The 24,503-nt window shown below is 64.1% G+C and carries 20 protein-coding genes; 9 read left to right on the top strand and 11 right to left on the bottom strand.

Annotated elements, in window-relative coordinates:
* On the bottom strand, positions 1–297 hold a 297-nt coding region (locus ACQ4N9_RS16860), incomplete at its 3' end, for a hypothetical protein (RefSeq protein WP_430933320.1).
* A 355-nt stretch (positions 298–652) separates the two neighbouring features.
* On the opposite strand from ACQ4N9_RS16860, the gene mexE reads away from it, so the two are divergent.
* From mexE to ACQ4N9_RS16845, 3 genes are read left to right on the top strand one after another with little or no spacing between them, the layout of a single operon-like run.
* On the top strand, positions 653–1,894 hold the full coding sequence (mexE, locus tag ACQ4N9_RS16855) for a multidrug efflux RND transporter periplasmic adaptor subunit MexE (RefSeq protein WP_125463725.1): 1,242 nt from the start codon (positions 653–655) through the stop codon (positions 1,892–1,894).
* A 12-nt stretch (positions 1,895–1,906) separates the two neighbouring features.
* Positions 1,907–5,086 (top strand): efflux RND transporter permease subunit, encoded by a 3,180-nt coding sequence (locus ACQ4N9_RS16850; protein ID WP_390971046.1) that lies wholly within the window; start codon positions 1,907–1,909, stop codon positions 5,084–5,086.
* Positions 5,083–6,498 carry an efflux transporter outer membrane subunit gene (locus ACQ4N9_RS16845; protein WP_390971044.1) on the top strand — a complete coding sequence of 472 codons (1,416 nt, stop codon included), beginning with the start codon at positions 5,083–5,085 and terminating at the stop codon, positions 6,496–6,498. The genes ACQ4N9_RS16850 and ACQ4N9_RS16845 overlap by 4 nt, the downstream gene beginning before the upstream one ends.
* Positions 6,499–6,959: 461 nt before the next feature.
* Here the strand turns inward: ACQ4N9_RS16845 and ACQ4N9_RS16840 are convergent, their stop codons facing one another.
* Genes ACQ4N9_RS16840 through ACQ4N9_RS16825 form a run of 4 tightly spaced genes read right to left on the bottom strand, consistent with a single transcriptional unit; the run spans position 6,960 to position 9,785 of the window.
* The gene (locus ACQ4N9_RS16840; protein ID WP_390971042.1) at positions 6,960–7,688 is read right to left on the bottom strand and encodes an amino acid ABC transporter ATP-binding protein; all 729 of its coding nucleotides are present in this window, start codon (positions 7,686–7,688) and stop codon (positions 6,960–6,962) included.
* Entirely contained in the window at positions 7,675–8,325 is a 651-nt protein-coding gene (locus ACQ4N9_RS16835) for an amino acid ABC transporter permease (RefSeq protein WP_347151459.1), read from the bottom strand. Before ACQ4N9_RS16835 ends, ACQ4N9_RS16840 begins: the two co-directional genes overlap by 14 nt.
* Entirely contained in the window at positions 8,322–8,987 is a 666-nt protein-coding gene (locus tag ACQ4N9_RS16830; RefSeq protein ID WP_390971055.1) for an amino acid ABC transporter permease, read from the bottom strand. Before ACQ4N9_RS16830 ends, ACQ4N9_RS16835 begins: the two co-directional genes overlap by 4 nt.
* A 9-nt stretch (positions 8,988–8,996) precedes the next feature.
* Positions 8,997–9,785: a transporter substrate-binding domain-containing protein gene (locus tag ACQ4N9_RS16825; RefSeq protein ID WP_390971040.1), complete on the bottom strand. Its 789-nt coding sequence runs from the start codon at positions 9,783–9,785 to the stop codon at positions 8,997–8,999.
* A 273-nt stretch (positions 9,786–10,058) separates the two neighbouring features.
* On the opposite strand from ACQ4N9_RS16825, the gene ACQ4N9_RS16820 reads away from it, so the two are divergent.
* The 5 genes from ACQ4N9_RS16820 to ACQ4N9_RS16800 all read left to right on the top strand — a co-directional run bounded on the left by ACQ4N9_RS16820 (position 10,059) and on the right by ACQ4N9_RS16800 (position 15,115).
* Positions 10,059–10,763, top strand: coding sequence for a FadR/GntR family transcriptional regulator (locus tag ACQ4N9_RS16820; protein WP_390971038.1), 705 nt, complete (start codon positions 10,059–10,061; stop codon positions 10,761–10,763).
* A gap of 394 nt (positions 10,764–11,157) precedes the next feature.
* Positions 11,158–12,567 (top strand): circularly permuted type 2 ATP-grasp protein, encoded by a 1,410-nt coding sequence (locus tag ACQ4N9_RS16815; protein ID WP_390971036.1) that lies wholly within the window; start codon positions 11,158–11,160, stop codon positions 12,565–12,567.
* 3 nt (positions 12,568–12,570) lie between these two features.
* Entirely contained in the window at positions 12,571–13,521 is a 951-nt protein-coding gene (locus tag ACQ4N9_RS16810; RefSeq protein ID WP_125463716.1) for an alpha-E domain-containing protein, read from the top strand.
* The gene (locus ACQ4N9_RS16805) at positions 13,518–14,315 is read left to right on the top strand and encodes a transglutaminase family protein (protein ID WP_390971034.1); all 798 of its coding nucleotides are present in this window, start codon (positions 13,518–13,520) and stop codon (positions 14,313–14,315) included. Before ACQ4N9_RS16810 ends, ACQ4N9_RS16805 begins: the two co-directional genes overlap by 4 nt.
* Positions 14,316–14,383: 68 nt before the next feature.
* Positions 14,384–15,115 (top strand): peptidase, encoded by a 732-nt coding sequence (locus tag ACQ4N9_RS16800; protein ID WP_390971032.1) that lies wholly within the window; start codon positions 14,384–14,386, stop codon positions 15,113–15,115.
* Between the two features lie 42 nt (positions 15,116–15,157).
* Here ACQ4N9_RS16800 and ACQ4N9_RS16795 read toward each other — a convergent pair whose 3' ends face one another.
* From ACQ4N9_RS16795 to ACQ4N9_RS16770, 6 genes are all read right to left on the bottom strand, one after another.
* Positions 15,158–16,798, bottom strand: coding sequence for a methyl-accepting chemotaxis protein (locus tag ACQ4N9_RS16795; RefSeq protein WP_390971030.1), 1,641 nt, complete (start codon positions 16,796–16,798; stop codon positions 15,158–15,160).
* 464 nt (positions 16,799–17,262) lie between these two features.
* Positions 17,263–17,640 carry a response regulator gene (locus ACQ4N9_RS16790; protein WP_390971027.1) on the bottom strand — a complete coding sequence of 126 codons (378 nt, stop codon included), beginning with the start codon at positions 17,638–17,640 and terminating at the stop codon, positions 17,263–17,265.
* A 45-nt stretch (positions 17,641–17,685) separates the two neighbouring features.
* Positions 17,686–18,912: a hybrid sensor histidine kinase/response regulator gene (locus tag ACQ4N9_RS16785; protein ID WP_390971025.1), complete on the bottom strand. Its 1,227-nt coding sequence runs from the start codon at positions 18,910–18,912 to the stop codon at positions 17,686–17,688.
* Positions 18,906–19,481, bottom strand: coding sequence for a chemotaxis protein CheB (locus tag ACQ4N9_RS16780; protein ID WP_390971024.1), 576 nt, complete (start codon positions 19,479–19,481; stop codon positions 18,906–18,908). Before ACQ4N9_RS16780 ends, ACQ4N9_RS16785 begins: the two co-directional genes overlap by 7 nt.
* The gene (locus ACQ4N9_RS16775) at positions 19,478–20,299 is read right to left on the bottom strand and encodes a CheR family methyltransferase (RefSeq protein WP_390971022.1); all 822 of its coding nucleotides are present in this window, start codon (positions 20,297–20,299) and stop codon (positions 19,478–19,480) included. The genes ACQ4N9_RS16780 and ACQ4N9_RS16775 overlap by 4 nt, the downstream gene beginning before the upstream one ends.
* A gap of 4 nt (positions 20,300–20,303) precedes the next feature.
* Positions 20,304–23,771 carry a response regulator gene (locus ACQ4N9_RS16770; RefSeq protein ID WP_390971020.1) on the bottom strand — a complete coding sequence of 1,156 codons (3,468 nt, stop codon included), beginning with the start codon at positions 23,769–23,771 and terminating at the stop codon, positions 20,304–20,306.
* A gap of 257 nt (positions 23,772–24,028) precedes the next feature.
* Here ACQ4N9_RS16770 and ACQ4N9_RS16765 point away from each other — a divergent pair, with 257 nt between their 5' ends.
* Positions 24,029–24,379, top strand: a complete 351-nt coding sequence (locus ACQ4N9_RS16765; protein ID WP_390971018.1) for a response regulator — start codon at positions 24,029–24,031, stop codon at positions 24,377–24,379.
* The last annotated feature ends 124 nt before the right edge of the window (positions 24,380–24,503 follow it).

The following is a 24,503-nucleotide window of genomic DNA, read 5'->3' as shown; positions in this document are numbered from 1 at the left end:
TGGAAAGGGCACCACGCCAATCAGGTTGATACCCAGGCTGGCCCACAGCAGCGGGTCGCTGCCAGGGTGTTCGACCAACTCGATGAGGTCAGCCAGCACATCCACGGCGGCCAGGGCGTTGGCAACAACAGGGGTGTTTTCACCGAGGTTGCGCAGGGTCTGCAAGTCGAGCAAGCCGCCGCTGATGCCGTGCAGCCAGTCGTTGACAGCAGCAGCGGCGAGGCCCAGGTCCTCGCTGAGCAAGGTTTCGAGCGGGGCAATGGCGAGCTCGACGTCGTGCTCGGTGAGGGTGGTCATGGGGCTAGCCTTCCTGGCCATGGCTTGGGAAGGCGAAATGATGGTGAGCAGATGCCGCTCTGTATGTCGGAACGCGTCGAGGCATCGACGGGAAAGGGATGAGCTAGCGGTACGGTAAATCTTGCGAAATGACCAGTTGCTCAAACAGGGTGTTCATTACCACACGAAACATTGGTTATCCGGCACTTCGGCATGACCTGAATCGATGGCTCGATGCTCCTGACCATGCGTCATCATCGATAACGCCATCGCTCATATCATTGCCCGTGATAATAACCTTCGCTGCGTTCGATTCGTGCGTCGCGCGCAACACACTCACACTCCGCCCACTACTAATACATTGGCGGAGTTCTCCATGGACCACTCACTCAAACCCTTGCGCTTCCCCCTCGCTGCCCTGGCAGTGGTGGTGCTCAGCGCCTGTGGCCGCGCACCAGACGCCATGCAGGCTCCCGCCGCACCGAAGGTCAGCGTCGCCAAGGTGATCGAGCAGCCGATCAACGAATGGGACGAGTTCACCGGCCGCCTGGAAGCGCCGGAAACCGTCGAGGTGCGCCCACGGGTCTCTGGCCAGATCGACCTGGTGGCCTTCACCGAAGGCGCCCAGGTGAAAAAAGGCGATCTGCTGTTCCAGATCGACCCACGCCCGTTCCAGGCTGAAGTACGCCGCCTCGAAGCCCAGGTGCAGCAGGCCAAGGCCACCGCCATCCGCAGCGCCAACGAGGCCCGCCGTGGCGAGCGCCTGCGCGACAGCAACGCGATCTCCGCCGAGCTTGCCGAGTCGCGCAGCAGCGCCGCCGCCGAAGCCCGTGCCGGGGTCGATGCCATCCAGGCACAACTGGACCTGGCCCGCCTGAACCTGAGCTTCACCCGGGTCACCGCGCCGATCAGCGGCCGCGTCAGCCGCGCCCAGTTCACCGCCGGCAACATCGTCAGCGCCGATGTCACACCGCTGACCAGCGTGGTCTCCACCGACAAGGTGTACGCCTACTTCGACGCCGACGAGCGCGTGTACCTCAAGTACACCCAGCTGGCACGCGACGGCCAGCGTGGCCAGAGCACCCCGGTGTACCTGGGCCTGACCAACGAAACCGGTAACCCGCACCTGGGCCAGATGAACTTCGTCGACAACCAGGTCAACCCGCGCACCGGCACCATCCGTGGCCGCGCCGTGTTCGACAACCGCGACGGCCAGTTCACCCCCGGCCTGTACGCACGCCTGAAGCTGGTCGGCAGCGCCCAGTACGACGCCGTGCTGATCAACGACGAAGCGGTCGGCACCGACCTTGGCAAGAAGTTCGTGCTGGTTATGGACAAGGACAACAAGGCCGCCTACCGCGCCGTGGAACTGGGGCCGAAGCTCGAAGGCCTGCGCATCGTGCGCAGTGGCCTGGGCAAGGACGACCGCATCGTGGTCAAGGGCCTGCAGCGCGTGCGCCCTGGCTCGCCAGTCACTCCTGAGGAAACCCAGATGGCCAGCGAACAGACCCTCGCCGCCCTCGCCCAGCAGCGCCAGGCTCTCGAAGCCAGCAACCCGGCGCCGAAAGTCGCGGGTGCCAACGTCAAAGTCGCCAGCGCCCAAGCGCCACGCGGTTAAGGGACAACACCGATGAACTTCTCGAAATTCTTCATTACCCGGCCGATCTTCGCTGCGGTGCTGTCGCTGGTGCTGCTGATCGCGGGCTCGATCTCGCTGTTCCAGCTGCCGATCAGCGAATACCCCGAAGTGGTGCCGCCGACCGTGGTGGTGCGCGCCAACTTCCCCGGCGCCAACCCCAAGGTCATCGGCGAAACCGTCGCCGCGCCGCTGGAGCAGGCCATCACCGGTGTCGAGAACATGCTGTACATGTCCTCGCAGTCCACCGCCGACGGCAAGCTCACCCTGACCATCACCTTCGCCCTGGGCACCGACCTGGACAACGCCCAGGTGCAGGTGCAGAACCGCGTTACCCGTACCCAGCCGAAGCTGCCGGAAGAAGTGACGCGTATCGGTATCACCGTCGACAAGGCCTCGCCCGACCTGACCATGGTCGTGCACCTGACCTCGCCGGATAACCGCTACGACATGCTCTACCTGTCCAACTACGCCATCCTCAACATCAAGGACGAGCTCGCTCGCCTGGGCGGCGTGGGTGACGTGCAACTGTTCGGCATGGGCGACTACTCGCTGCGGGTATGGCTCGACCCGAACAAGACCGCTTCGCGCAACCTGACCGCCAGCGATGTGGTGGCCGCGATCCGCGAACAGAACCGCCAGGTCGCCGCCGGCCAGCTGGGCGCCCCGCCCGCCCCCGGCTCCACCAGCTTCCAGCTGTCGATCAACACCCAGGGCCGCCTGGTCAACGAGGAAGAGTTCGAGAACATCATCATCCGAGCCGGTGCCGATGGCGAAATCACTCGCCTGAAGGACATCGCCCGGGTCGAGCTCGGCTCCAGCCAGTACGCCCTGCGCTCGCTGCTGAACAACCAGCCGGCGGTGGCCATCCCGATCTTCCAGCGCCCAGGCTCCAACGCCATCGAGATCTCCGACGAAGTGCGGGCGAAGATGGCCGAGCTGAAGAAGGACTTCCCCGAGGGCATGGACTACAGCATCGTCTATGACCCGACCGTGTTCGTCCGGGGCTCCATCGAGGCCGTGGTGCACACCCTGTTCGAAGCGCTGATCCTGGTGGTACTGGTCGTCATCCTGTTCCTGCAGACCTGGCGCGCCTCGATCATCCCGTTGCTGGCCGTGCCGGTGTCGCTGATCGGTACCTTCGCGGTGATGCACCTGTTCGGCTTCTCGCTCAACGCCCTGTCGCTGTTCGGCCTGGTGCTGGCCATCGGTATCGTGGTGGACGACGCCATCGTGGTGGTGGAGAACGTCGAACGCAACATCGGGCTGGGCCTGAAACCGCTGCAAGCCACGCAAAAGGCCATGAGCGAAGTGACCGGGCCGATCATCGCCACGGCGCTGGTGCTTTGCGCCGTGTTCGTGCCGGCGGCGTTCATCTCTGGCCTTACCGGGCAGTTCTACAAGCAGTTCGCCCTGACCATCGCCATCTCCACCGTGATCTCGGCGTTCAACTCGCTGACCCTGTCGCCGGCCCTGGCCGCCGTGCTGCTCAAGGACCACCACGCACCCAAGGACCGTTTCTCGCGGTTCCTGGAAAAACTGCTGGGCAGTTGGCTGTTCGCCCCGTTCAACCGCTTCTTCGACCGCGCCAGCCATGGCTACGTCGGTGGCGTGCGCCGGGTCATCCGTTCCAGCGGCATCGCCCTGTTCGTCTACGCCGGCCTCATGGGCCTGACCTACCTGGGCTTCTCGACCACCCCGACCGGTTTCGTCCCGGCCCAGGACAAGCAGTACCTGGTGGCCTTCGCTCAGTTGCCTGACGCGGCCAGCCTCGACCGCACCGAGGCGGTGATCAAGCGCATGAGCGAGATCGCCCTCAAGCAGCCGGGCGTGGCCGATTCGGTGGCCTTCCCGGGCCTGTCGATCAACGGTTTCACCAACAGCCCCAACAGCGGCATCGTGTTCACCCCGCTCAAGCCGTTTGACGAGCGCAAGGACCCGAGCCAGTCGGCGGCGGCCATCGCGGCAGCCTTGAACGCCCAGTTCGCCGATATCCAGGACGCCTACATCGCGATCTTCCCGCCACCGCCGGTACAAGGCCTTGGCACCATCGGCGGCTTCCGCCTGCAGATCGAGGACCGTGGCAACCTGGGCTACGAAGCGCTGTACAAAGAGACCCAGAACATCATCGCCAAGAGCCACAACGTGCCGGAACTGGCGGGCCTGTTCACCAGCTACCAGGTCAACGTGCCCCAGGTCGATGCCGCCATCGACCGGGAAAAGGCCAAGACCCACGGCGTGGCGATCACCGACATCTTCGACACCCTGCAGGTCTACCTGGGCTCGCTGTACACCAACGACTTCAACCGCTTTGGCCGCACCTACCAGGTCAACGTCCAGGCCGAACAGCAGTTCCGCCTCGACGCCGAGCAGATCGGCCAGCTGAAGGTGCGCAACAACCAGGGCGAGATGATCCCGCTGGCGACCTTCCTCAAGGTCAGCGATACCTCGGGGCCTGACCGCGTCATGCACTACAACGGCTTCATCACCGCCGAGATCAACGGTGCCGCAGCCCCTGGCTACAGCTCCGGCCAGGCCGAGGCGGCGATCGAGAAGCTGCTCAAAGAAGAGCTGCCCAACGGCATGACCTTCGAGTGGACCGACCTGACCTACCAGCAGATCCTCTCGGGCAACACCGCGCTGTTCGTGTTCCCGCTGTGCGTGCTGCTGGCGTTCCTGGTGCTGGCGGCCCAGTACGAAAGCTGGAGCCTGCCGCTGGCGGTGATCCTGATCGTGCCGATGACCCTGCTGTCGGCCATCACTGGCGTGATCGTCTCGGGTGGCGACAACAACATCTTCACCCAGATCGGCTTGATCGTACTGGTGGGCCTGGCGTGCAAGAACGCGATCCTGATCGTCGAGTTCGCCAAGGATGAACAGGCCAAGGGCCTCGACCCGCTGGCTGCGGTACTGGAAGCCTGCCGCCTGCGCCTGCGGCCGATCCTGATGACCTCGATCGCCTTCATCATGGGTGTGGTGCCGCTGGTGTTCAGCTCCGGTGCCGGCTCGGAAATGCGTCACGCCATGGGTGTGGCGGTGTTCTCGGGGATGATCGGGGTGACCGTGTTCGGCCTGTTCCTGACCCCGGTGTTCTTCTTCCTGATCCGCCGCTTCGTCGAGCGTCGCCAGGCCCGCAAGGCCGAGCGCGCACTGCCGCTGGAGAACCATGCATGAACCTGCTCAAACCCCTGACCCCGAGCCTGTTGGCGCTGGCCCTGGCGGCCTGCGCCGTGGGCCCGGACTACAAGGCCCCGGCCACGGAGCCGGCCAGGCTCGACAGCAGCCTTGAAGCCAAGGCCTTCGACCGCAGCCGCTTCGAGAGTGTGTGGTGGAAGCAGTTCGACGACCCGGTACTGAACCAGTTGGTGCAAGCCTCGCTGGACGGCAACCGTGACCTGCGCATCGCCTTCGCCCGCCTGAAAGCGGCGCGGGCGATCCGCGACGACGCCGCCAACGACCAGTTGCCGGTGGTCACCAGCCGCGCCAGCAGCGACCTGGGCAAGGGCCAGATCCCCGGCCAGACCGAACGCCGGGTCAACAGCGAGCGTTACGATCTGGGCCTGGACATGGCCTGGGAGCTCGACCTGTTCGGCCGTATCCAGCGCCAGATCGAAGCCAGCGAAGCGCAGGAAGCGGCCGCCGAGGCCGACCTGCAGCAGCTGCAGGTCAGCCTGATCGCCGAGCTGGTGGATGCCTACGGTCAATTGCGCGGCGCCCAGCTGCGCGAGCAGATCGCCGTGGCCAACCTCAAGACCCAGCAGCAATCGCGCGACATTACCGTGACCCTGCGTGACACCGGGGTCGGCAACGAGCTCGATGTGGTGCGCGCCGACGCCCGCCTGGCCGGTGTCGAAGCCACCGTGCCGCAGTTGCAGGCGGTTCAGGTGCGGGCGAAGAACCGCATCGCCACCCTGCTCGGCCAGCGCCCGGACGCCCTGACCGTGGACCTGTCGCCCAAGGCCCTGCCGGCCATCGCCAAGGCCCTGCCGGTGGGCGACCCCGGCGAGCTGCTGCGCCGCCGCCCGGACATCCGCAGCGCCGAACGCCAGCTGGCCGCGGCTACCGCCAATGTGGGCGTGGCCACCGCCGACCTGTTCCCACGGGTGAGCCTCAGCGGTTTCCTCGGTTTCACCGCCGCGCGCGGCTCGCAGATCGGCTCGGCCGCCTCCAACGCCTGGGCGCTGGGCCCGAGCATCACGTGGGCGGCATTCGACCTGGGCAGCGTGCGCGCCCGCCTGCGTGGCGCCGAGGCCGATGCCGACGGCGCACTGGCCAACTATGAGCAGCAGGTGCTGCTGGCCCTGGAAGAGTCGGCCAACGCCTTCAGCGACTACGGCAAGCGCCAGCAGCGCTTGCTGGCGCTGATGCGCCAGAGCGATGCCAGCCGCAAGGCCGCCGAGCTGGCCTCGGTGCGCTACCGCGAAGGGACGGTGGATTACCTGGTGCTGCTCGATGCCGAGCGCGAACGCCTGAGCGCCGAAGACGCCCAGGCCCAGGGCGAGGTCGAGTTGTACAGCGGCATCGTGGCGATCTACAAGGCCCTGGGTGGTGGCTGGCAGCCGGAGGTGGTGGCCAGTACGCGCTGAATGACCTGTTGAATTGAAAGCTCCTTTGGTTGGATCCTCCCCCAACCGTTTGCCCCGATGGCCTTGGTTGTCGGGGCTTTTTTATGGGGTGGGGATTGGGTGAGGGCCACCAGGTGCCTGGCGGTGTTTTTGCAGCGCCTGTGAGATCGAGCGCCGCCCGCGCGGCGCATCGCTGGCAAGCCAGCTCCCACATCTGTTTCGGGCCAATTACTCCTGTGAAGGTACCGCTGCACGCCTTGGTGCATGTCTCAAGTCGGGTGAAGCGCCAGTGGTGCCCACCACAATACCGCGTCGTACCAACAAGGCGGACAGCGATGAAATCACAGGAGTGACTGGCCCGAAACAGATGTGGGAGCTGGCTTGCCAGCGATGCGCCGCGCGGGCGGCGCTCGATCTTGAGGGCCCTGCAAAATCATCGCCGAACACCTGGTGGCCCTCATGCAATCCCAAGCCAGCCCCTCCTACCCCACACTCCCAATAAAATTCGCCAGCTCCGCCGTCTTCGGTGCATCGAACAAGCTCTTCGGATCACCAACCTCATGCACCTTGCCCTGGTGCATGAACACCAGCTTGTCGCCCACCTCGCGGGCAAAGCGCATTTCATGGGTGACCATCACCAACGTCATGCCCTCCTTGGCCAACCCCCTCACCACGCCGAGCACTTCACTCACCAGCTCCGGGTCGAGCGCCGAGGTGATCTCGTCGCACAGCAGCACCTTGGGCGACATCGCCAGCGCCCGGGCAATCGCCACGCGCTGTTGCTGGCCGCCGGACAGCTGGTCGGGGTAGGCATCGAACTTGGCTTCCAGCCCTACCCGCTCCAGCATCCTGCGCGCCAGTTGCCGGGCCTCGGCCTTGGGCGTCTTCTTCACCAACTGCGGCGCCAGCATCACGTTCTCGCCCACGCTCAGGTGCGGGAACAGGTTGAACTGCTGGAAGATCATCCCGACCTTCTGGCGCAAGCTGCGCAAGTCGGCGCGTGCCGCGTCCAGGTATTCGCCGTCGACTTCGATCACACCGTCATTGATCGACTCCAGCCCGTTCAGGGTACGCAGCAAGGTGCTTTTGCCCGAGCCGCTTCGGCCGATGATCGCCACCACTTCGCCTTCCTCGATGCTCAGGTCGACGCCCTTGAGCACGTGGTTGTCCCCGTAGTACTTGTGCAACGCAGAAACGCTAACCAGCGGCATGCAGCCTCCTCTCCAGGTGGCGGGCACCCAGCGACAGTGGAAAACACAGGATGAAGTAGCCCAGCGACACCAGGCCGTAGATCAGGAACGGTTCGAAGGTGGCGTTGGCCAGCATGCCGCCGGTCTTGGTCAGCTCGGTGAAACCGATGATCGAGGTCACGGCCGTGCCCTTGACCACCTGCACCGAAAAGCCCACGGTCGGCGCCACGGCCAGGCGCAGCGCCTGGGGCAGCACTACATGGCGCAGCTGCTCGCCACGGCGCAGCGCCAGGCTGGCGCTGGCCTCCCACTGCCCGCGCGGGATCGACTCCACGCAGCCGCGCCAGATTTCGGCGAGGAACGCACTGGTGAACAGCGTCAGGGCCACCGCCGCCGCCGCCCAGGCCGACACGTCGATGCCGAACAGGGCGATGCCGAAGAACACGATGAACAGCTGCATCAGCAGCGGCGTGCCCTGGAACAGCTCGATGTAGCCACGGGCCAACACCCGCAAGCAGCCGTTGTCGCTGATCCGCGCCAGCAGCATCAGCAAGCCCATGGCGCCGCCGCAGACGAACGCCACCAGCGACAGCAGCAAGGTCCATTGCAACCCGGTGAACAGGTTGCGCACGATATCCCACAAGGTGAAATCCATCAGCGTCTCCCCACGATCACGCGCCGGCCGAACAGGTTCAGCAATTGCCGCACGCCAATGGCCATGGCCAGGTACAGCAAGGTGGTGAACAGGTAGGTTTCGAACGCGCGGAAGTTACGCGACTGGATGAAGTTGGCGGCGAACGACAGCTCTTCGGTGGCGATCTGCGAACACACCGCCGACCCCAGCATGACGATGACGATCTGGCTCGACAGCGCCGGCCACACCTTGGCCAGGGCCGGGCGCAGGATCACGTGGCGGAACGTCTCGAAACGCGTCATCGCCAGCGCCGAGGCGGCTTCCAGCTGCCCGCGCGGGATGGCCTGGATGCCGGCGCGGATGATCTCGGTGGAATAGGCGCCGAGGTTGATCACCATGGCCAGCACCGCCGCCTGCCACTCGCTCATACGCACGCCAAGGGCCGGCAAGCCGAAGAAGATGAAGAACAGCTGGACGATGAACGGCGTGTTGCGGATCAGCTCCACATACACCCCGAACAGCCAGTTGAACGGCCGCAGCTGCCAGGCCCGCACCAGCGCGCCGACGATGCCCAGGGCAATGCCTGCGAGGGTGCCGATCACCGTCAGTTCCAGGGTGAACAGCGCGCCCTTGAGCAGCAGGTCACCCTGCTGCAATGCGGCGGCGAAATCGAATTGATAGGCCATCATTCAAGGTCACTCGAAATCGGCGGGCAACGGTTGCTTGAGCCACTTCTCGGCATTGCGCCCAAGGCTGCCGTCGGCCTTGGCCTGCACCAGGATTTCATCGACCTTGGCGCGCAGCGCCGGCTGCTCCTTGGCCATGCCCACGTACACCGGCGAGTCCTTGAGCTTGAGCTTGAGCACCGGCACCTTGGCCGGGTTCTTCGCCGCAATGGCCGACATCACCACGCTGCCGCTGGCGATCAGGTCGACCTGCCCGGACAGGTAGGCGGCGATGGTCGAGTTGTTGTCTTCGAAACGCTTGATGGTCGCGCCTTGCGGGGCCACCGCGCTCAGCTCCATGTCTTCGATGGCGCCACGGGTGACGCTGATGGTCTTGCCGTTGAGCGCATCGAGAGTGTCGATGCTGCTGGCTTCGGGGCCGAACACGCCGAGGTAGAACGGCGCGTAGGGTTTGGAGAAGTCCACCACCTTCTCGCGCTCCGAGTTCTTGCCCAGGCTCGAGATCACCAGGTCGACTTTGCCGGTGGTCAGGAAGGGGATGCGGTTGGTGCTGTTGACCGGGGTGAGGGCCAGCTTCACCCCGAGCTTGTCGGCCAACAGTTGCGCCGTGTCGATGTCCAGGCCGCGCGGTTTCAGGTCGGGGCCGACCGAGCCGAACGGCGGGAAGTCCTGGGGCACGGCGACCTTCAGCACACCGCGCTGGCTGATGTCGCTGAGGGTATCGGCGTGGGCGATCGACTGCATCAGGGCACTGCCACACAGGAGTGTGGCCAGCAGGCATTTGCGCATAGTGTTCATGGTCAAGACCTCGGGTGGTGATGGGCAGCTGTTTGCTGAACCCTTGCAGCCGACGTGCCATGACGCTGCAAAACACCGGGAAATCGCCCGCAGGCCTCGTGCTTGGCGGTATTACTGGTCTGAACAGTTGACGCCCTCGGGCCCGGCATCCTGCAGAAAAATCCCCGTTAAATGGCAGCGACCGCGCCGTTGCACCAGCACAGGGCCAAACTTGCGTGCACGGTGAAGAACGTCGTAAAACGGCAGCTTCTTTGATTGGATGGGTCTGTACCGATGCTCGACACCCCCCTTCGCGGCGCCGTTCCCGAACTCGCTTTGCAGGCCATCCAGCGCCTGATCGACGAGGGCGAATACCAGCCGGGCGACGCCCTGCCCGCGCAACGCGAACTGGCGCAGAACCTGGGGGTCAGCCGTGCGTCACTGCGTGAGGCCCTGTCATCCTTGAGTGCCATGGGCGTGGTCAGCGTGCAGCCGGGCAAAGGGGTGTTCGTCAAGGCGCCGAAAGCTGAACAGCCAGCCTCGGCTTCAGGATTTGCCTGGCCGTTTGCAGCCCAGGTATCGGCCGCCGATACCTTCCAGTTGCGCTATGTGCTCGAAGGCTTTGCCGCTGGCCAGGCTGCCAATGGCCTGACCGCCGAGGCCCTCGATGCACTGGCGGAGAATGTGGAAGCAATGGGCATCGAGTTGAAGGCGCGCAACTTCGAAGCGGCGGCGCGCCTGGACTTTGCGTTTCATCGGGGCATTCTCGAGGCCAGTGGCAACCTGGCGATGCTACAGATAGTCATGGCCAGCGAGGCCATTTACATAGAGAGCCAGAAGTTGCCATTCATTCGCCCGGAACGGGCCATGGAAACCTGGAAAGAGCATAAGAAGATCCTCAACGCGCTGGCCAGGCATTCGGCCCCTGCCGCGCAGAAAGCGATGCAGGAACATATCCGCAGTGCCGCCTTGCGCACCGGGATCGTATTCTCGGCCTGAACGGCCGCCCTCCCCGTATTGGTTCAAAAACACCAACGCCGGCCTGCCACGCCCCGTTTTGGCGCGGGCTCGCCTGGCAGTCCGTCAGCACGCAAACAAACCCACCCCGCCTCCCCCAGCCAAAAGCGTCGCTTTATTGAATAAATAAAGCGCGCCAGCGATTGTTTTTAAAAATAATCAGCTGATTCGCGGCTTATTGGATTTCCGGCACTTCCATTGCAAAGACTTTGTTTACCTGCGCAACGCATCGCCCGCTCGACGCGCAGCAGGAAGTTGTCAACGCACACTGAGGTGCCGATAAAAACCAGAACTCATCTTCGCTCGCAGGATCTCGCATCGTGAAATAGCCAAGTTGCAGGAAAATGCCGTGGGTTTGTGCGGCAAGGAGTGCGGTATGTCCCGAGCTTTTTTCAATGAAATGTATGACGCCGACGGTGCCTGCCGTCCCCACTACCAGCCGTTTGCACGCTGGCTGGCAGACACACCGCCCGAGTTGCTGGCGCAGCGCCGACGGGAAGCGGACTTGCTGTTCCACCGCGCCGGCATCACCTTCACCCTGTATGGCGACGAACAGGGCACCGAGCGCCTGATCCCCTTCGACATCATCCCCCGCAGCATCAAGGCCAGCGAATGGAAGAAAGTCGAGCGCGGCTGCATCCAGCGGGTGCAGGCGTTGAATCTGTTCCTGGCCGACGTCTACCACGACCAGCACATCCTCAAGCAAGGCATCATCCCGGCCGAGCAGGTGCTGGCCAACGAGGGCTACCAGATCGCCATGCAAGGCCTGAACTTGCACCGCGATCTCTACGCCCACATCGCCGGCGTCGACCTGGTGCGCGACGGTGACGGCAGCTATTACGTGCTCGAAGACAACCTGCGCACGCCCAGCGGTGTGAGCTACATGCTCGAAGACCGCAAGATGATGATGCGCCTGTTCCCCGAGCTGTTCGCCAGCCAGCGGGTGGCGCCCATCGACCACTACCCCAACCTGCTGCTCGATACCCTCAAGAGCGCCAGCCCGCTGGAAAACCCCACCGCCGTGGTGTTGACCCCGGGCCGCTTCAACAGCGCCTACTTCGAACATGCCTTCCTGGCCCGTGAGATGGGTGTGGAACTGGTGGAAGGCGCCGACCTGTTCGTGCGCGACGGCCATGTGTTCATGCGCACCACCGCCGGCCCCAGGCAGGTGGACGTGATCTACCGGCGCCTCGACGATGCCTACCTCGACCCGCTGTCGTTCAACCCCGACTCGATGCTGGGGGTGCCCGGCCTGATCGCGGCCTACCGCTCGGGCAACGTGGTGCTGGCCAATGCCATAGGTACAGGCCTTGCCGATGACAAGTCGATCTACCCCTATGTCGACGCGATGATCCGCTTCTACCTCGACGAGGAGCCGATCCTCAACAACGTGCCGACCTGGCAGTGCCGCAACCCCAAGGAGCTGTCCCACGTGCTGGCCCACCTGCCGGAGCTGGTGGTCAAGGAAACCCAGGGTTCCGGCGGCTACGGCATGCTGGTCGGGCCGGCGGCCACGGCGGCAGAGATCGAAGACTTCCGCGCGCGCCTCAAGGCCCGCCCCGAGGCCTACATCGCCCAACCTACGCTGTGCCTGTCGACCTGCCCGACCTTCGTCGAGAACGGCATCGCCCCGCGCCATATCGACCTGCGCCCCTTCGTGCTGTCGGGCAGCGAAACCCGCCTGGTGCCCGGCGGCCTGACCCGGGTGGCGCTGCGCGAAGGCTCGCTGGTGGTGAACTCGTCCCAGGGTGGCGGCACCAAGGACACCTGGGTAGTGGAGGACTGACACATGCTTTCAAGAACCGCTTCGGACCTCTACTGGATGTCCCGTTACCTGGAGCGCGCCGAGAACCTGGCGCGCATGCTCGAAGTCAGCTATTCACTGTCGCTGATGCCCCAGGCCGGGCGCAGCGACGGCCGCGCCGAACTGGCCATGTCGTTGCTGGCGGCCGGCACCCTGGATGACTACAACCAGCGCCACGCCGAGCTCGACACCGCGCGCATGCTGCATTTCTTCGCCTTCGACGAGACCAACCCCGGCAGCATCTACTGCTGCCTGCAGGCGGCGCGCACCAATGCCCATGCGGTACGCGGGCGGATCACCGGCGACATGTGGGAGAACATCAACGCCACTTGGCTGGAGATGCGCAACATCGCCAGCAACGGCCTGGCACGCTATGGCATGAGCCAGTTCTGTGACTGGGTCAAGGAGCGCTCGCACCTGTTCCGCGGCGCCACGGCGGGCACCATCATGCGCAACGACGCCTACTGCTTCATTCGCCTGGGCACCTTCCTGGAGCGAGCGGACAACACCCTGCGCCTGCTGGATGTGCGCTACGAAATGTTCGGCGAGGCATCGGAAGAGGTCAGCGACCACTCGGCCCGTGGCTACTACCAGTGGAGCGCCCTGCTGCGCGCGCTGTCATCGTTCGAGGCGTTCAACGAGATCTACCGCAACGCGCCCAGCGCCCGCCAGGTGTCGGAGCTGCTGCTGTTGCGCGCCGACGTGCCGCGCTCGCTGCATGCCTGCATCGAGGAGCTGGACCATATCCTCGCCGGCCTGCCCAGCACCAGTGGCCGCGCCTCGCAGCGCATGGCCGCCGAGCTCAATGCGCGGCTGCGCTACACCGGCATCGACGAAATCCTCGAAGCCGGCCTGCACCCATGGCTGACCGACTTCATCGAGCGCATTCGCCAGCTCAGCCAGACTGTTCACCACTCCTACCTGGAGGTCGTATGAAGCTCGCCATCCACCACGACACCCGCTACACCTACGCCAACCAGGTGAGCGCCAGCATCCAGTTCCTGCGCCTGACGCCGCAGAGCAACGCCCGCCAGCAGATCCTCGCCTGGCAGGTGCAGATGCCCAAGCAGGTGCGCAGCCAGCTCGACCCCTACGGCAACGTGCTGCACGTGTTGACCCTGGAAGAGCCGCACAGCGCCCTGGCGCTGAGTGCCCAGGGCCAGGTCGAGATCGACCCCACGCTCGAGGTCGAGCACGACAGCCAGTCGCCCTTGCCGTTCCTGCGCACCAGCCGCCTGACCCAGGCCGACGCAGCGCTGATCGACTTTGCCAGGCAACACTGCGGTAGCCGCCGCGACCGTGCCGCGCTGGTCATGCTGATGGAGCGGCTGGCCGAGCGCATGCTGTACAGCCCAGGGGCGACGGCGGTCGACAGCACCGCTGCCGAGGCCTTTGCCGCCGGGGTGGGCGTGTGCCAGGATCACACCCATGCCTTCCTCGCCTGCGCCCGCAGCCTGGGCATCCCGGCGCGCTACGTGTCCGGCTACCTGTGCACCGAGGATGCCAGCCACCTGGCCAGCCACGCCTGGGCCGAGGCCTGGCTAGGCGATGGCTGGTACAGCTTCGATGTGACCAACCGCCTGGCCAGGCCCGATCGCCACCTGAAACTGGCGGTGGGCCTGGACTACCTCGACGCCTGCCCGGTCCGCGGCATGCGCCGGGGCGGCGGCGCCGAGTCGATGCTGGCGCAGGTCCAGGTCCGGTCACTGCTGCAGGGGCAGCAACAGTAAGCCAAGACCCACAGCGACCCCGTCGTTGCACTGACGCCGGGGTCATTCAACCTACACAGGTAAACCACATGACGTACTGCGTGGCCATGCACCTGGCCGACGGGCTGGTGTTTGTCTCCGATTCGCGCACCAACGCCGGGATCGACCAGATCTCGACCTTTCGCAAACTGTTCATTTTCAGCACCCCCGGCGAGCGCCTGATCGTCCTGCAGAGCGCGGGCAACCTGGCCACCTCGCAATCGGTGGTCAACCTGCTGCGCCAGCGCTGCAACGGCACGGGCAGCCATCTGTTGAACGTACGCACGCTGTACGACGCTACCGTGCTGGTGGCCGCGACCATTCGCGAGGTGGTCACCCGCGACCGCAGCAAGCTGGCGAGCAAGGTCGACCTGAGCTGCTCGTTGCTGGTGGGCGGGCAGATCGCCGGCGGGCCCATGGGGGTCTACAGCGTGTATCCGCAAGGCAACTTTATTCAGGCCACGGAGGACACACCGTTCCTGCAACTGGGCGAAAGCAAGTACGGCAAGCCGATCCTCGACCGCAACCTGACCTACCGCACGTCACTGGACGAGGCATTGCGCTGTGGGTTGATCTCGTTCGACTCGACCATCCGCAGCAACCTGTCGGTGGGCATGCCGCTGGATGTGCTGGTGTATCGCAAGGATGCATTCGGCCCGACACAGAGCTATCGCATTACCCAGGATGATCCCTATTACAGCCAGATTCGCAGCCAATGGTGCACAGGGCTGCGCAATCTACTGGCCGAGCTGCCGGCGCCGCCCGCGGATTACATGGGCTGACATCGGTGCTCTTGCCTTGAACGCTCGAGGCACGCCGAGCGTTCAGGTGCGGAACACGCTCAAGCCGCCCTTGAGTGCCCGGGCGGTGCTGCCCAGTGCGCTGGCCGAATCATGGATCTCGGCAATGCCCTGATGGGTATGCTCGAAGGTTTCATGCATGCCGCCCAGGCGACCGGTGATGTCGGTGACCGCATGCTGGATTTCTTCACTGCTGGCCAGGGCGCGGTCCATGGTACCGCTGACCTGCCCCATCTGCCGCACCAGCCCATCGATGACGCCCAGCGTACTGTCGGATGCCACGGCCAGGTTGCGCGACTGCTCTGCGGTGCTGCCCATGCGCTCGGCGATCTGGCGAATGCCGCTGGTGACCGAATTGATCACCTGGTTGGCATCGCCCAGCACGCCCTGGGTCTGCAAGGCCAACTTGCGCACTTCGTCAGCGACCACCGCAAAACCTCGCCCGGCTTCGCCGGCACGGGCAGCTTCGATGGCGGCGTTAAGCGCCAGCAGGTTGGTCTGGTCGGAAATCCCGGCGACCATCTGCAGTACCTGGCCAATCTGCTCGGCCTCGCTGCTCAGGTGCTGCAGGTCGCTTGCCAGCTCGATGCTTGCCGACGTGCTCTGGTGCACGTCGCCGATCAGCCGCTGCAATTCCTGGTGGGTCCGGCTCAGCTCGCCGACAGCGGACTTCAGATCTACGCGAACGGTGTCGGCCAGGCTGGAGGAATGCTCGGCGGCCTGGCGAATCGACTGGCCGTGCTGGTTGATATCGGCCAACTGCCCACCCGCCTGCTGGATACGCAGGGTGATCTCGTCGGAAAGCTGCAGGAAGATGTCTGCCAGCCGCTGGTTGCTGTCGGCCATGCCGGAGGCGCTGCCCAGTGTCTCGCGCAGGTCCTGCAGCAGGTTGGACAGACGCTCGCCCATCTGCCCCATTTCATCGCCGGACAGCACGGTGACCGTGGAAGACAGGTCGCGCCTGTCGGCGATGTGGTTCAGCTGGCCGGTGAGGTGATGAATGCCGCGCACCAGCATGCGTGCAGCCATCCAGGACAGTAGCAGCCCCACCAGGAACGTCGCCGCGCCGATCAGCAGCAAGCGCTGCAGGCTGGCCTGGATCGCCTGTTGCAGTGCATCGAGAGTAACGTCCACGCCCACTACATAGTCCTGGCCGCTGGCACTTCGCAGCGGCAGGAAGATCGAGCGAAAGCTGCCATAGCTGTCGGTGTACTCATCGAACTGCACCTGACCACTACGTGCCGCTTCAATGACGGCCGGGCTGGCGTCTTGGTAATGCTCCATGTGTTTGGAGTAGTTGCCGGAGGCAATATCCTTGGCACTGGCGCCGTCGGCCAGATAGAACACCTGCCCTTGAGCATCGACCATCAAGCCGTAGGCATACTTCAGATCAACCTGCGCCGCATACTCCCCAAGATTGAGCACCTGGGCCTGGTACTCGCCCTCTTTCAAACCGTTGGGCTGACGCGTGCGCTCGAGGTAGTCCGCGCCGAGCAGCCGCGGCACCGCATAAGCGACGGTGCGCAGACGATTGTCGATCTGCTGGCGAATATCCTGGGACTTGGAGTACTGGGCGTAACTGATGAAGGAGGCAATGCTGATCACATTGACCACGGTAAGTGCCAACAAGAGTTTGGTTTGCAAGCGCAAGTTACGCAAAAGCATGGAGAAGAATCCAATAGGTGCCTGGCCATCCAAGCTGGGCGAATATCATGTTGTCGTACAAGACCGGCGAATCTTAATGGCATTTTGCCTTCAGTTGCAGTTCTTTTTGATGGCCGTTGTCACTTGTCATACGTCCATGCCCGCAGGCGCCGAATGCAGCGCAAACCTGCGCGTTAAAAAAACTTTACAACACTTTGAGAGCCTCATTAACAGCCCTTAGAAATGCTTGAACTTAGCGGCAATATTCTTGGAAAGTTTCAAGCATCACTTAAACACCCGCACAGGTGTGTAACTTATATTTACCAGCCATGCTTTCAAAACATGTCCAGGCTCTGTACGAAAAGTCTTGTGGGAGCGGGCTTGCCCCGCGATGGAGCGTGAAGCGCTCCTTTACCCGATATGCATGGACCGGACACAGGGTGGACAGGTGTGCGCAGACATGGTTGCCACTTTTCGTGCAAAACCTAACGCAACAACAGCTGAATCTGCTCATGCAGCGTATCCAGATCGAACGGCTTGGCCAGGATCGGCGCCTTGCGCGCGATCGGGCTGCCCGACTCGAGGATCTCCGCCGGGTAGCCACTGATGAAGATAACCTTCAGCTCAGGCCGCAACTTCACCGCAGGCTCGGCAATCTCCACCCCGGTGATGCCGCCCGGCAGGCGAAAGTCGGTGACCATCAGGTCCAGGTGCGGTTTGCTGGCCAGAATCGCGAACGCCTGTTCGCCGTCTTCGGCCACCAGCACGTGGTAGCCCTCGCCCGCCAGGTAATCGCGCAGGATCATGCGGATCGCCGGTTCGTCCTCGACGATCAATACGACATCTTGTGCATCTTCGCTCATGACAACGCCTTCACATTCAACTCAGTTGGCAATCAGACCCCGGCACTACGCCGAGGTTGCCTGTGTGTGGTCGCTTTGCTGCTGCACCCGTGGCAACGGCAGGTAGACGCTGAAGGTGGCACCGCTGCCCTCGCTGCTGTCGACCTGGATCCGCCCGCCATGGGCCAATACGATCTGCTCGGAAATATACAGCCCCAGGCCCAGCCCGCCGCTGGCCTGCTGGGCGGCGACGCGCTCGAACTGCTGGAAGATCCGCTGCTGGTTCTGCGCACTGATGCCGATGCCTGAATCCTGCACCTGCACGCAGGCCATGGCGCCATCCTCGAACAAACGCACCTGCACCGGCTTGCGCTCGCCATAGCGCAAGGCATTGGACAGCAGGTTGGCCAGTACTTGCTCAATGCGAAACTCGTCCCACTCACCGTGCAGGGTCTGGCAACGCTGCAGTTCGATATGGGTTTCAAGGGCACCGGCCTGGGCGCTGAAGTTCTGCACCAGGCCTTGCACCAGCTGGCCGAGGTCGAAGGCCTTGGGCCGGATCGACAGCTTGCCGGTGCGGATGCGCGACACGTCGAGCATGTCCTCGACCAGGCGGATCAGGCTGTTGATCTGCCGTTCGTCACGCTCGACCATGGCCTTGAGCTTGTCTTCGCTGAACGCCGCCAGGTTACCGCGCGACAGGTGCATGCGGCGCAGCTGGGTTTCCAGGATCAGGCCGTTGAGCGGGGTACGCACCTCGTGGGAGACGATCGACATGAAGTCGTCGCGCATGCGCACCGCTCGCTCCAACTCGCCGCGTGCCACCTGCAGCTGCGCCAGCAGTTGCTCCTGTTCGGCGCGGCTGCGCTCCAGCGCCTGCAACTGGCGGTCGAGGGCCTTGCGCTGGCGGAACAGGTCGATGAACACCGACACCTTGCTCTTCACCGCGACGGTATCCAGCGGCTTGTGCAGGAAGTCCACCGCGCCGCTTTCATACCCCTTGAAGGCGTAGTTCATTTCGCGCCCGGCAGCCGTGACGAAGACGATGGGCACGTTGCGGGTCTTCTCCATGCCGCGCATCAGCTCGGCCAGTTCGAAGCCGTTCATGCCGGGCATCTGCACGTCGAGGATGGCCAGGGCGAACTCGTGGTCGAGCAGCAGCGACAACGCCTGTTCCGCCGACTGGGCCTGGTGGACCTCGCGGTCCTCGCCCTGGATCAGGGCACCGAGGGCCAGCAGGTTTTCCGGCAGGTCGTCGACGATCAGCAGTTTGGCGGTGATGTTGCTTAGCATGCGTGGGGTTCCAAGGTGGCGAGCAACTGCCCGATACCGCTCAGGGAAAGGATATGGTCGGGGCGGTGCAGGGCCAGGGCGGCCTCCGGCATCAGCGCGACCTGCGCATCGCGAGGGTCCTGGACCACGGTCCGGCCGCCCCTTTGTTTGATCTGCAACAGCCCCCGGGCGCCGTCTTCGTTGGCACCGGTCAGCAGTATACCGAGCAGGCCCGGGCCGTAGGCGTCCGCCGCCGAGGCGAACAGGTAGTCGATGGCCGGCCGGGAAAAATGCACCGGCTCTTCCTGGCTGAGGGAAAGCGTCAGGTCCTGCTCCACCGACAGGTGGTAGCGGGGGCCGGCGACGTAGATCAGCCCCGCTTCGATAGGTGCCTTGTCGCAGGCTTCGCGCACCGGGCGGTGCAGGCGGCGCTGCAGCACTTCAGCCAGCTGGCTGTGGCGGTTGTCCGGCAGGTGCAGCACGCACAGCACCGGGATGGCGAAACCTTGCGGCAACGCGCCGAGCACGCTGAACAGCGCGCTGACGCCGCCCGCCGAGGCACCGATGACCACCGCACGCACGCCGTTCATGACTTGCGGTAGATCCGTTCAGGCCGCACCAGCGGCTCGAAACCGTCGCTGTAGGCCGAGAAATCCACCGACTCCTTGCTGCCCAGCACCAGGAAGCCGCGGTGGCACAGCGACTCGTGGAACAACCCCAGGGCGCGGTCCTGCAGGGTCTTGTTGAAATAGATCAGCACGTTGCGGCACGACACCAGCTGGGTCTCGGAAAACACGCTGTCGGTGGCCAGGCTGTGGTCGGCGAAGGTCACGTTGTCGCGCAGGCTGCTGTCCATGATGGCGTTGCCGTAGGCGGCGGTGTAGTACTCGGCGAAGTCGCGCTGGCCACCGGCCTTGCGGTAGTTCTCTTCGTACTCGCGCATGCTCTGCAGCGAATAGATGCCCTGCTTGGCGCGCTCCAGCGAGTGCGGGTTGATGTCGGTGGCGTACAGGATGGTGCGCTCCAGCAAGCCCTCCTCGCGCAGCAGGATGGCCATGGAATAGACCTCCTCGCCCGTGCTGCAACCGGCGATCCAGATCTTGATCGAGGGCCAGGTGCGCAGCAGCGGCACCACTTCGTTGCGCAGCGCCAGGAAGTGCCCGGGGTCGCGGAACATCTCGCTGACCGGGATCGTCAGGTACTGCAGCAGCTCCATGAACATGCCCGGGTCGTGCAGCACGCGCTCCTGCAGCGCGGTCACCGTGCGGCAGTCGAACTGGCGCAGGGCGTGCAGGATCCGGCGCTTGATCGAAGCGCCGGAGTAGTCGCGAAAATCGTAGCTGTACTTGAGGTAGATCGCCTCGATCAGCAGCCGGATTTCAATGTCGGTGTTGCGTTCACTGGTCAAGATGTCAGATTCGCTCCAATTGCGGCAGCCACACGCGGATCAGCGAGAACAAGCGGTCCAGGTCGATCGGTTTGGCCAGGTAATCGTTGGCGCCGGCCTGCAGGCAGCGCTGCTGGTCGTCCTTCATCGCCTTGGCGGTCACGGCGATGATCGGCAGCTTGCGCCAGCGCGGCTGCTGGCGGATCAGGCGAGTGGCTTCGTAACCGTCCATCTCCGGCATCATCACGTCCATCAGCACCAGGTCGATGTCGTCGTTGGCCTCGAGCGCCTCGATGGCTTCACGCCCGTTGCGGCCGATCTCGACGATGGCGCCTTTGTGCTCCAGGGCGCTGGTGAGGGCGAAGATGTTGCGCACATCGTCGTCCACCAGCAGGATCTTGCGCCCCTCGAACACCTTGTCGCGGCTGCGCGCGGTCTTGAGCATGCGCTGGCGCTCGTTGGACAGCTGCGACTCGACCTTGTGCAGGAACAGCGTGACTTCGTCGAGCAGGCGCTCCGGCGAGCGTGCGCCCTTGATGATGATCGAGCGCGAGTATTTGAGCAGGTCGGCCTCTTCCTCGCGGGTGAGGTTGCGCCCGGTGTAGACGATCACCGGCGGGAAGCTGCGGATGTCCTCGGCGGTCATGCGCTTGAGCAGCTCGTTGCCGAGCATGTCGGGCAGCTTGAGGTCGATGATCATGCAGTCGTAGATGTTCTCGCGCAGCAGCGCCAGGGCGTCCTGGGCCAGGGCCACGGCGGTGATCTGGATGTCGTCGTCGCCGATCAGGCGGGCGATGCTCTCGCGCTGCAGGTCGTCGTCTTCCACCAGCAGGATGTGCTTGAGCTTCTGGGTAAGCTTGGCCTCCAGACGGGCGAACACAGCCTTGAGCTCGTCGCGACTGGTGGGTTTTACCGCGTAGCCCACCGCGCCCATGTGCATGGCCGCCTCGACGCGGTCTTCCACCGAGATGATGTGCACCGGGATATGCCGGGTGCCGGCCTGCTCCTTGAGGCGCTGCAGCACGGTGAGCCCGGAATGGTCGGGCAGGCGCATGTCCAGCAGGATGGCGTCGGGCAGGTACTGGGCGGCCAGTTCGAAGCCTTCGTCGGCGCTCTGCGCCACCAGGCAGCTGTAGCCCAGTTCGTGGGCCAGGTCGTAGAGGATGCGGGCGAAGTTCGGTTCGTCCTCGACCACCAGGATGCAGCGGTTGCTGAACGGCGCCAGTTCGCGGTCGTCGGTGAACGCAGGTTTCGGCCGTTCGGCACGCGCCGGCACCACTACCTGCGGCGCCGGGGGCAGTTCATCGACCGCCGGGCGCAGGCTGTGCACGGTTTTCTGCTCGCCCGAGGGCTCGTAGCGCTCGGGCAGGATCAGGTTGAACACGCTGCCCTGCCCCGGGCTGCTGTCGACGCTGATCTGCCCGCCGAGCAGGTGGGCCAGGTCGCGCGAGATCGACAGGCCCAGCCCGGTGCCGCCATAGCGGCGGTTGCTGGTGCCGTCGACCTGGTGGAAGGCGCCGAAGATCGCCTGCTGCTGGTCGGCGGCAATGCCGATGCCGGTGTCGCGCACGGCGAACACGATGCCCATGCCCACCTGGTGGCTGATGCGCAGGCTCACCTGGCCGCGCTCGGTGAACTTGACGGCGTTGGACAGCAGGTTCTTGAGGATCTGCTCGAGGCGTTGGCGGTCGGTGAACAGTGTCGCCGGCAGGGGTTGTTCGAGCTGTACCTCGAAGTCCAGGCCCTTGTCCTGGGCCAGCGGTCGGAACATGCTCTGCAGGCCTTCGACCAGGCGCTCCAGCGGGGTGGTTTCGGCGCGCACTTCAAGCTTGCCGGCCTCGACCTTGGCGATGTCGAGGATGTCGTTGATCAGGTTGAGCAGGTCGTTGCCGGCCGAGTAGATCGACTCGGCGAACTTGACCTGCTCCTGGCTGAGGTTGCCCTCACCGTTCTCGGCCAGCAGCTTGGCCAGGATCAGCGAGCTGTTGAGCGGCGTGCGCAGCTCGTGGGACATGTTGGCGAGGAATTCCGACTTGTACTTGCTCGATCGCTGCAGGTCGTCGGCGCGCGCCTGCAGCTCCACCTGGGCCTGGTTCAGCTCGCTGTTCTTGCGGTCCAGGGCATCGGTGCGCTCGGCCAGTTGTTCGTTGGTCTGCTCCAGCTCCGCCTGTTGCGTCTCCAGGTAGGCCTGGGACTCCTTGAGCACCCGCGACTGTTCTTCCAGCTCTTCGTTGGCCGACTTGAGCTCCTCCTGCTGGACCTGCAGTTCCTCGTTGAGCTGCTGGGTCTCGGCCAGCACTTCCTGCAGCCGCTGGCGGTAGCGGGCGCTTTCGATGGAGATGCCGATGTTCTCGGCAACGCGTTCCAGCAGCTCGACATCACGCTCGTGCAATGGGCGCAGGAAGCCGATTTCTACGATCCCATTGATACGGCCATCATCCCGGGCAGGCATCAGCAGGCCGCTGCGCGGCAAACCACGGCCAAGGCCGGAGCTGAGCTGGTAGTAATCCTCGGGCAAGTCATCCAGGCGGATCAGCCGCCCCTGCATCACGGCCTGGGCCAGCAGGCCGCCATGCTCTCCCAGCACCTGCTCTTTGCCTTGCTGCTCGGCATCCAGGCCGTAGCTGGCCACCCGCACCAGGTGCCCGTGCTCGTCACGCACATAAAGGGCGCCGACCACGCTCCCCAGGTAGCCGGCGAAACAACGCAGGATGTTGTCGCCGAGCATGGGCAGCGTCAGTTGCCCCATCATCTGTTCGCCCAGCTGGGTCTGCCCGGCGCGCAGCCAGGCCTGGTGCTCCAGGCCCTCGGCAGCGCGCTGCTGCGCCTGCAGGTTGTCGGCGTAGCTGGCCGAGAGCGCCAGCAGGTCGCGCCGCCCAAGGAAGGCGAGCAGCCCGCTGAGGGCAACGATGAACAGGACGAAAGCCGAGATGGCGGTGACGGTGACCGCACTGACCTTCTCGTTGCGTGCCATGCGCAGTTGCTGTTCGGTGCTGATGAAGCTGTCGAATTCCTTGCGGATCTCGTCGGTGATGCGCTTGCCACGGCCGGAGCCGATCGGCAGCTGATAGTCACCTTTGCTACGGCGCAGGTTGATCATCTCGCCGCCAAAGTTGTTCCACTCCCGCTGCAGAGCGATCAGCCGCTCGATCCGCTCGACCTGTTGCGGGTTGTCCGCCACCATCCCCTTGAGGCTGTCCAGGCTGCTGAAAATACGCGGCTTGGCCACCTCGTAGGGGTCAAGAAAACGCTCTTCGCCGGTCAGCAGGTAACCGCGCATGCCGGTTTCCATGTCGATCGACAGCTTGACCGTTTCGTTGGCATTGCCGATCACCCGATCGGTGTGCTCGACCCATTGCATGGCCGAGAGCAGGTAGTTGATCACCGCCACAAACGCCACGGCGCCCAGCAGCCCGACGCCCAGCGGCAGGCCGACGTTGCGGGCGAGTAGCTTGCGAAAGCTGCGTTGATCCATCGAGGCTGTTTGCATCATGTGATAAGGCCCGAGCGAAAAAAGTCCATTGAACAGTGTTGGCGGCTACATCCTGCAAGTTTAAGACCCTGCGCCACACCGACCGGGAATACAGCGAGTCTAACCAGCTTTGGCGGTTCTGGCAGGGCATTTAGCCAGTATTTGAAGGCGCTGTGCGCCAATCGTTCCATCTGATTGCACACGCCGTTAAGCTGGGGAACTTCTACTCCGCCACGGGCACAGAGTAGATACCCCTTACGCGAAACAGGATCCGTACAATGCATCTTCTGGTAGTCGAGGACGACGACATCGTTCGTATGTTGATAGTCGATGTGCTCGACGAACTGGGCTACAAAACCGTCGAGGCGGAAAATGCCGCTGCTGCACTGAAGGTTCTCGAAGATGCCGGGCAGTCGTTGGCGTTGATGATGACCGATGTCGGTTTGCCGGATATGCGCGGTGAAGAACTGGCGGGCAAGGCCCGTGAGTTGCGGCCCCTGCTGCCTGTACTGTTTGCCAGTGGCTTTGCCGAGAACGTGAGTGTGCCTGAAGGCATGTACATGATTGCCAAGCCGTTCAGCATTGATCGGTTGCGGGACAAAGTGCGGGAGATTCTTGGGGCGGGTTGAGGTGGGGTGCTTTCTTCAAGGTTTGGTGTAGGGCTGCGAGGTGTTCGCCGTGACAGGCGCTGGAAATGCCCCGTCATGCCCATGGCAGCCCACCCCATCCCCATATGCTTAAATAGCGCCCTTT

Origin of the sequence: Pseudomonas sp. ES1, assembly GCF_050586605.1 — a bacterium.
GTDB classification, from domain to species: Bacteria; Pseudomonadota; Gammaproteobacteria; order Pseudomonadales; family Pseudomonadaceae; genus Aquipseudomonas; species Aquipseudomonas sichuanensis.
This window is presented reverse-complemented; position numbering and strand designations above follow the sequence as displayed.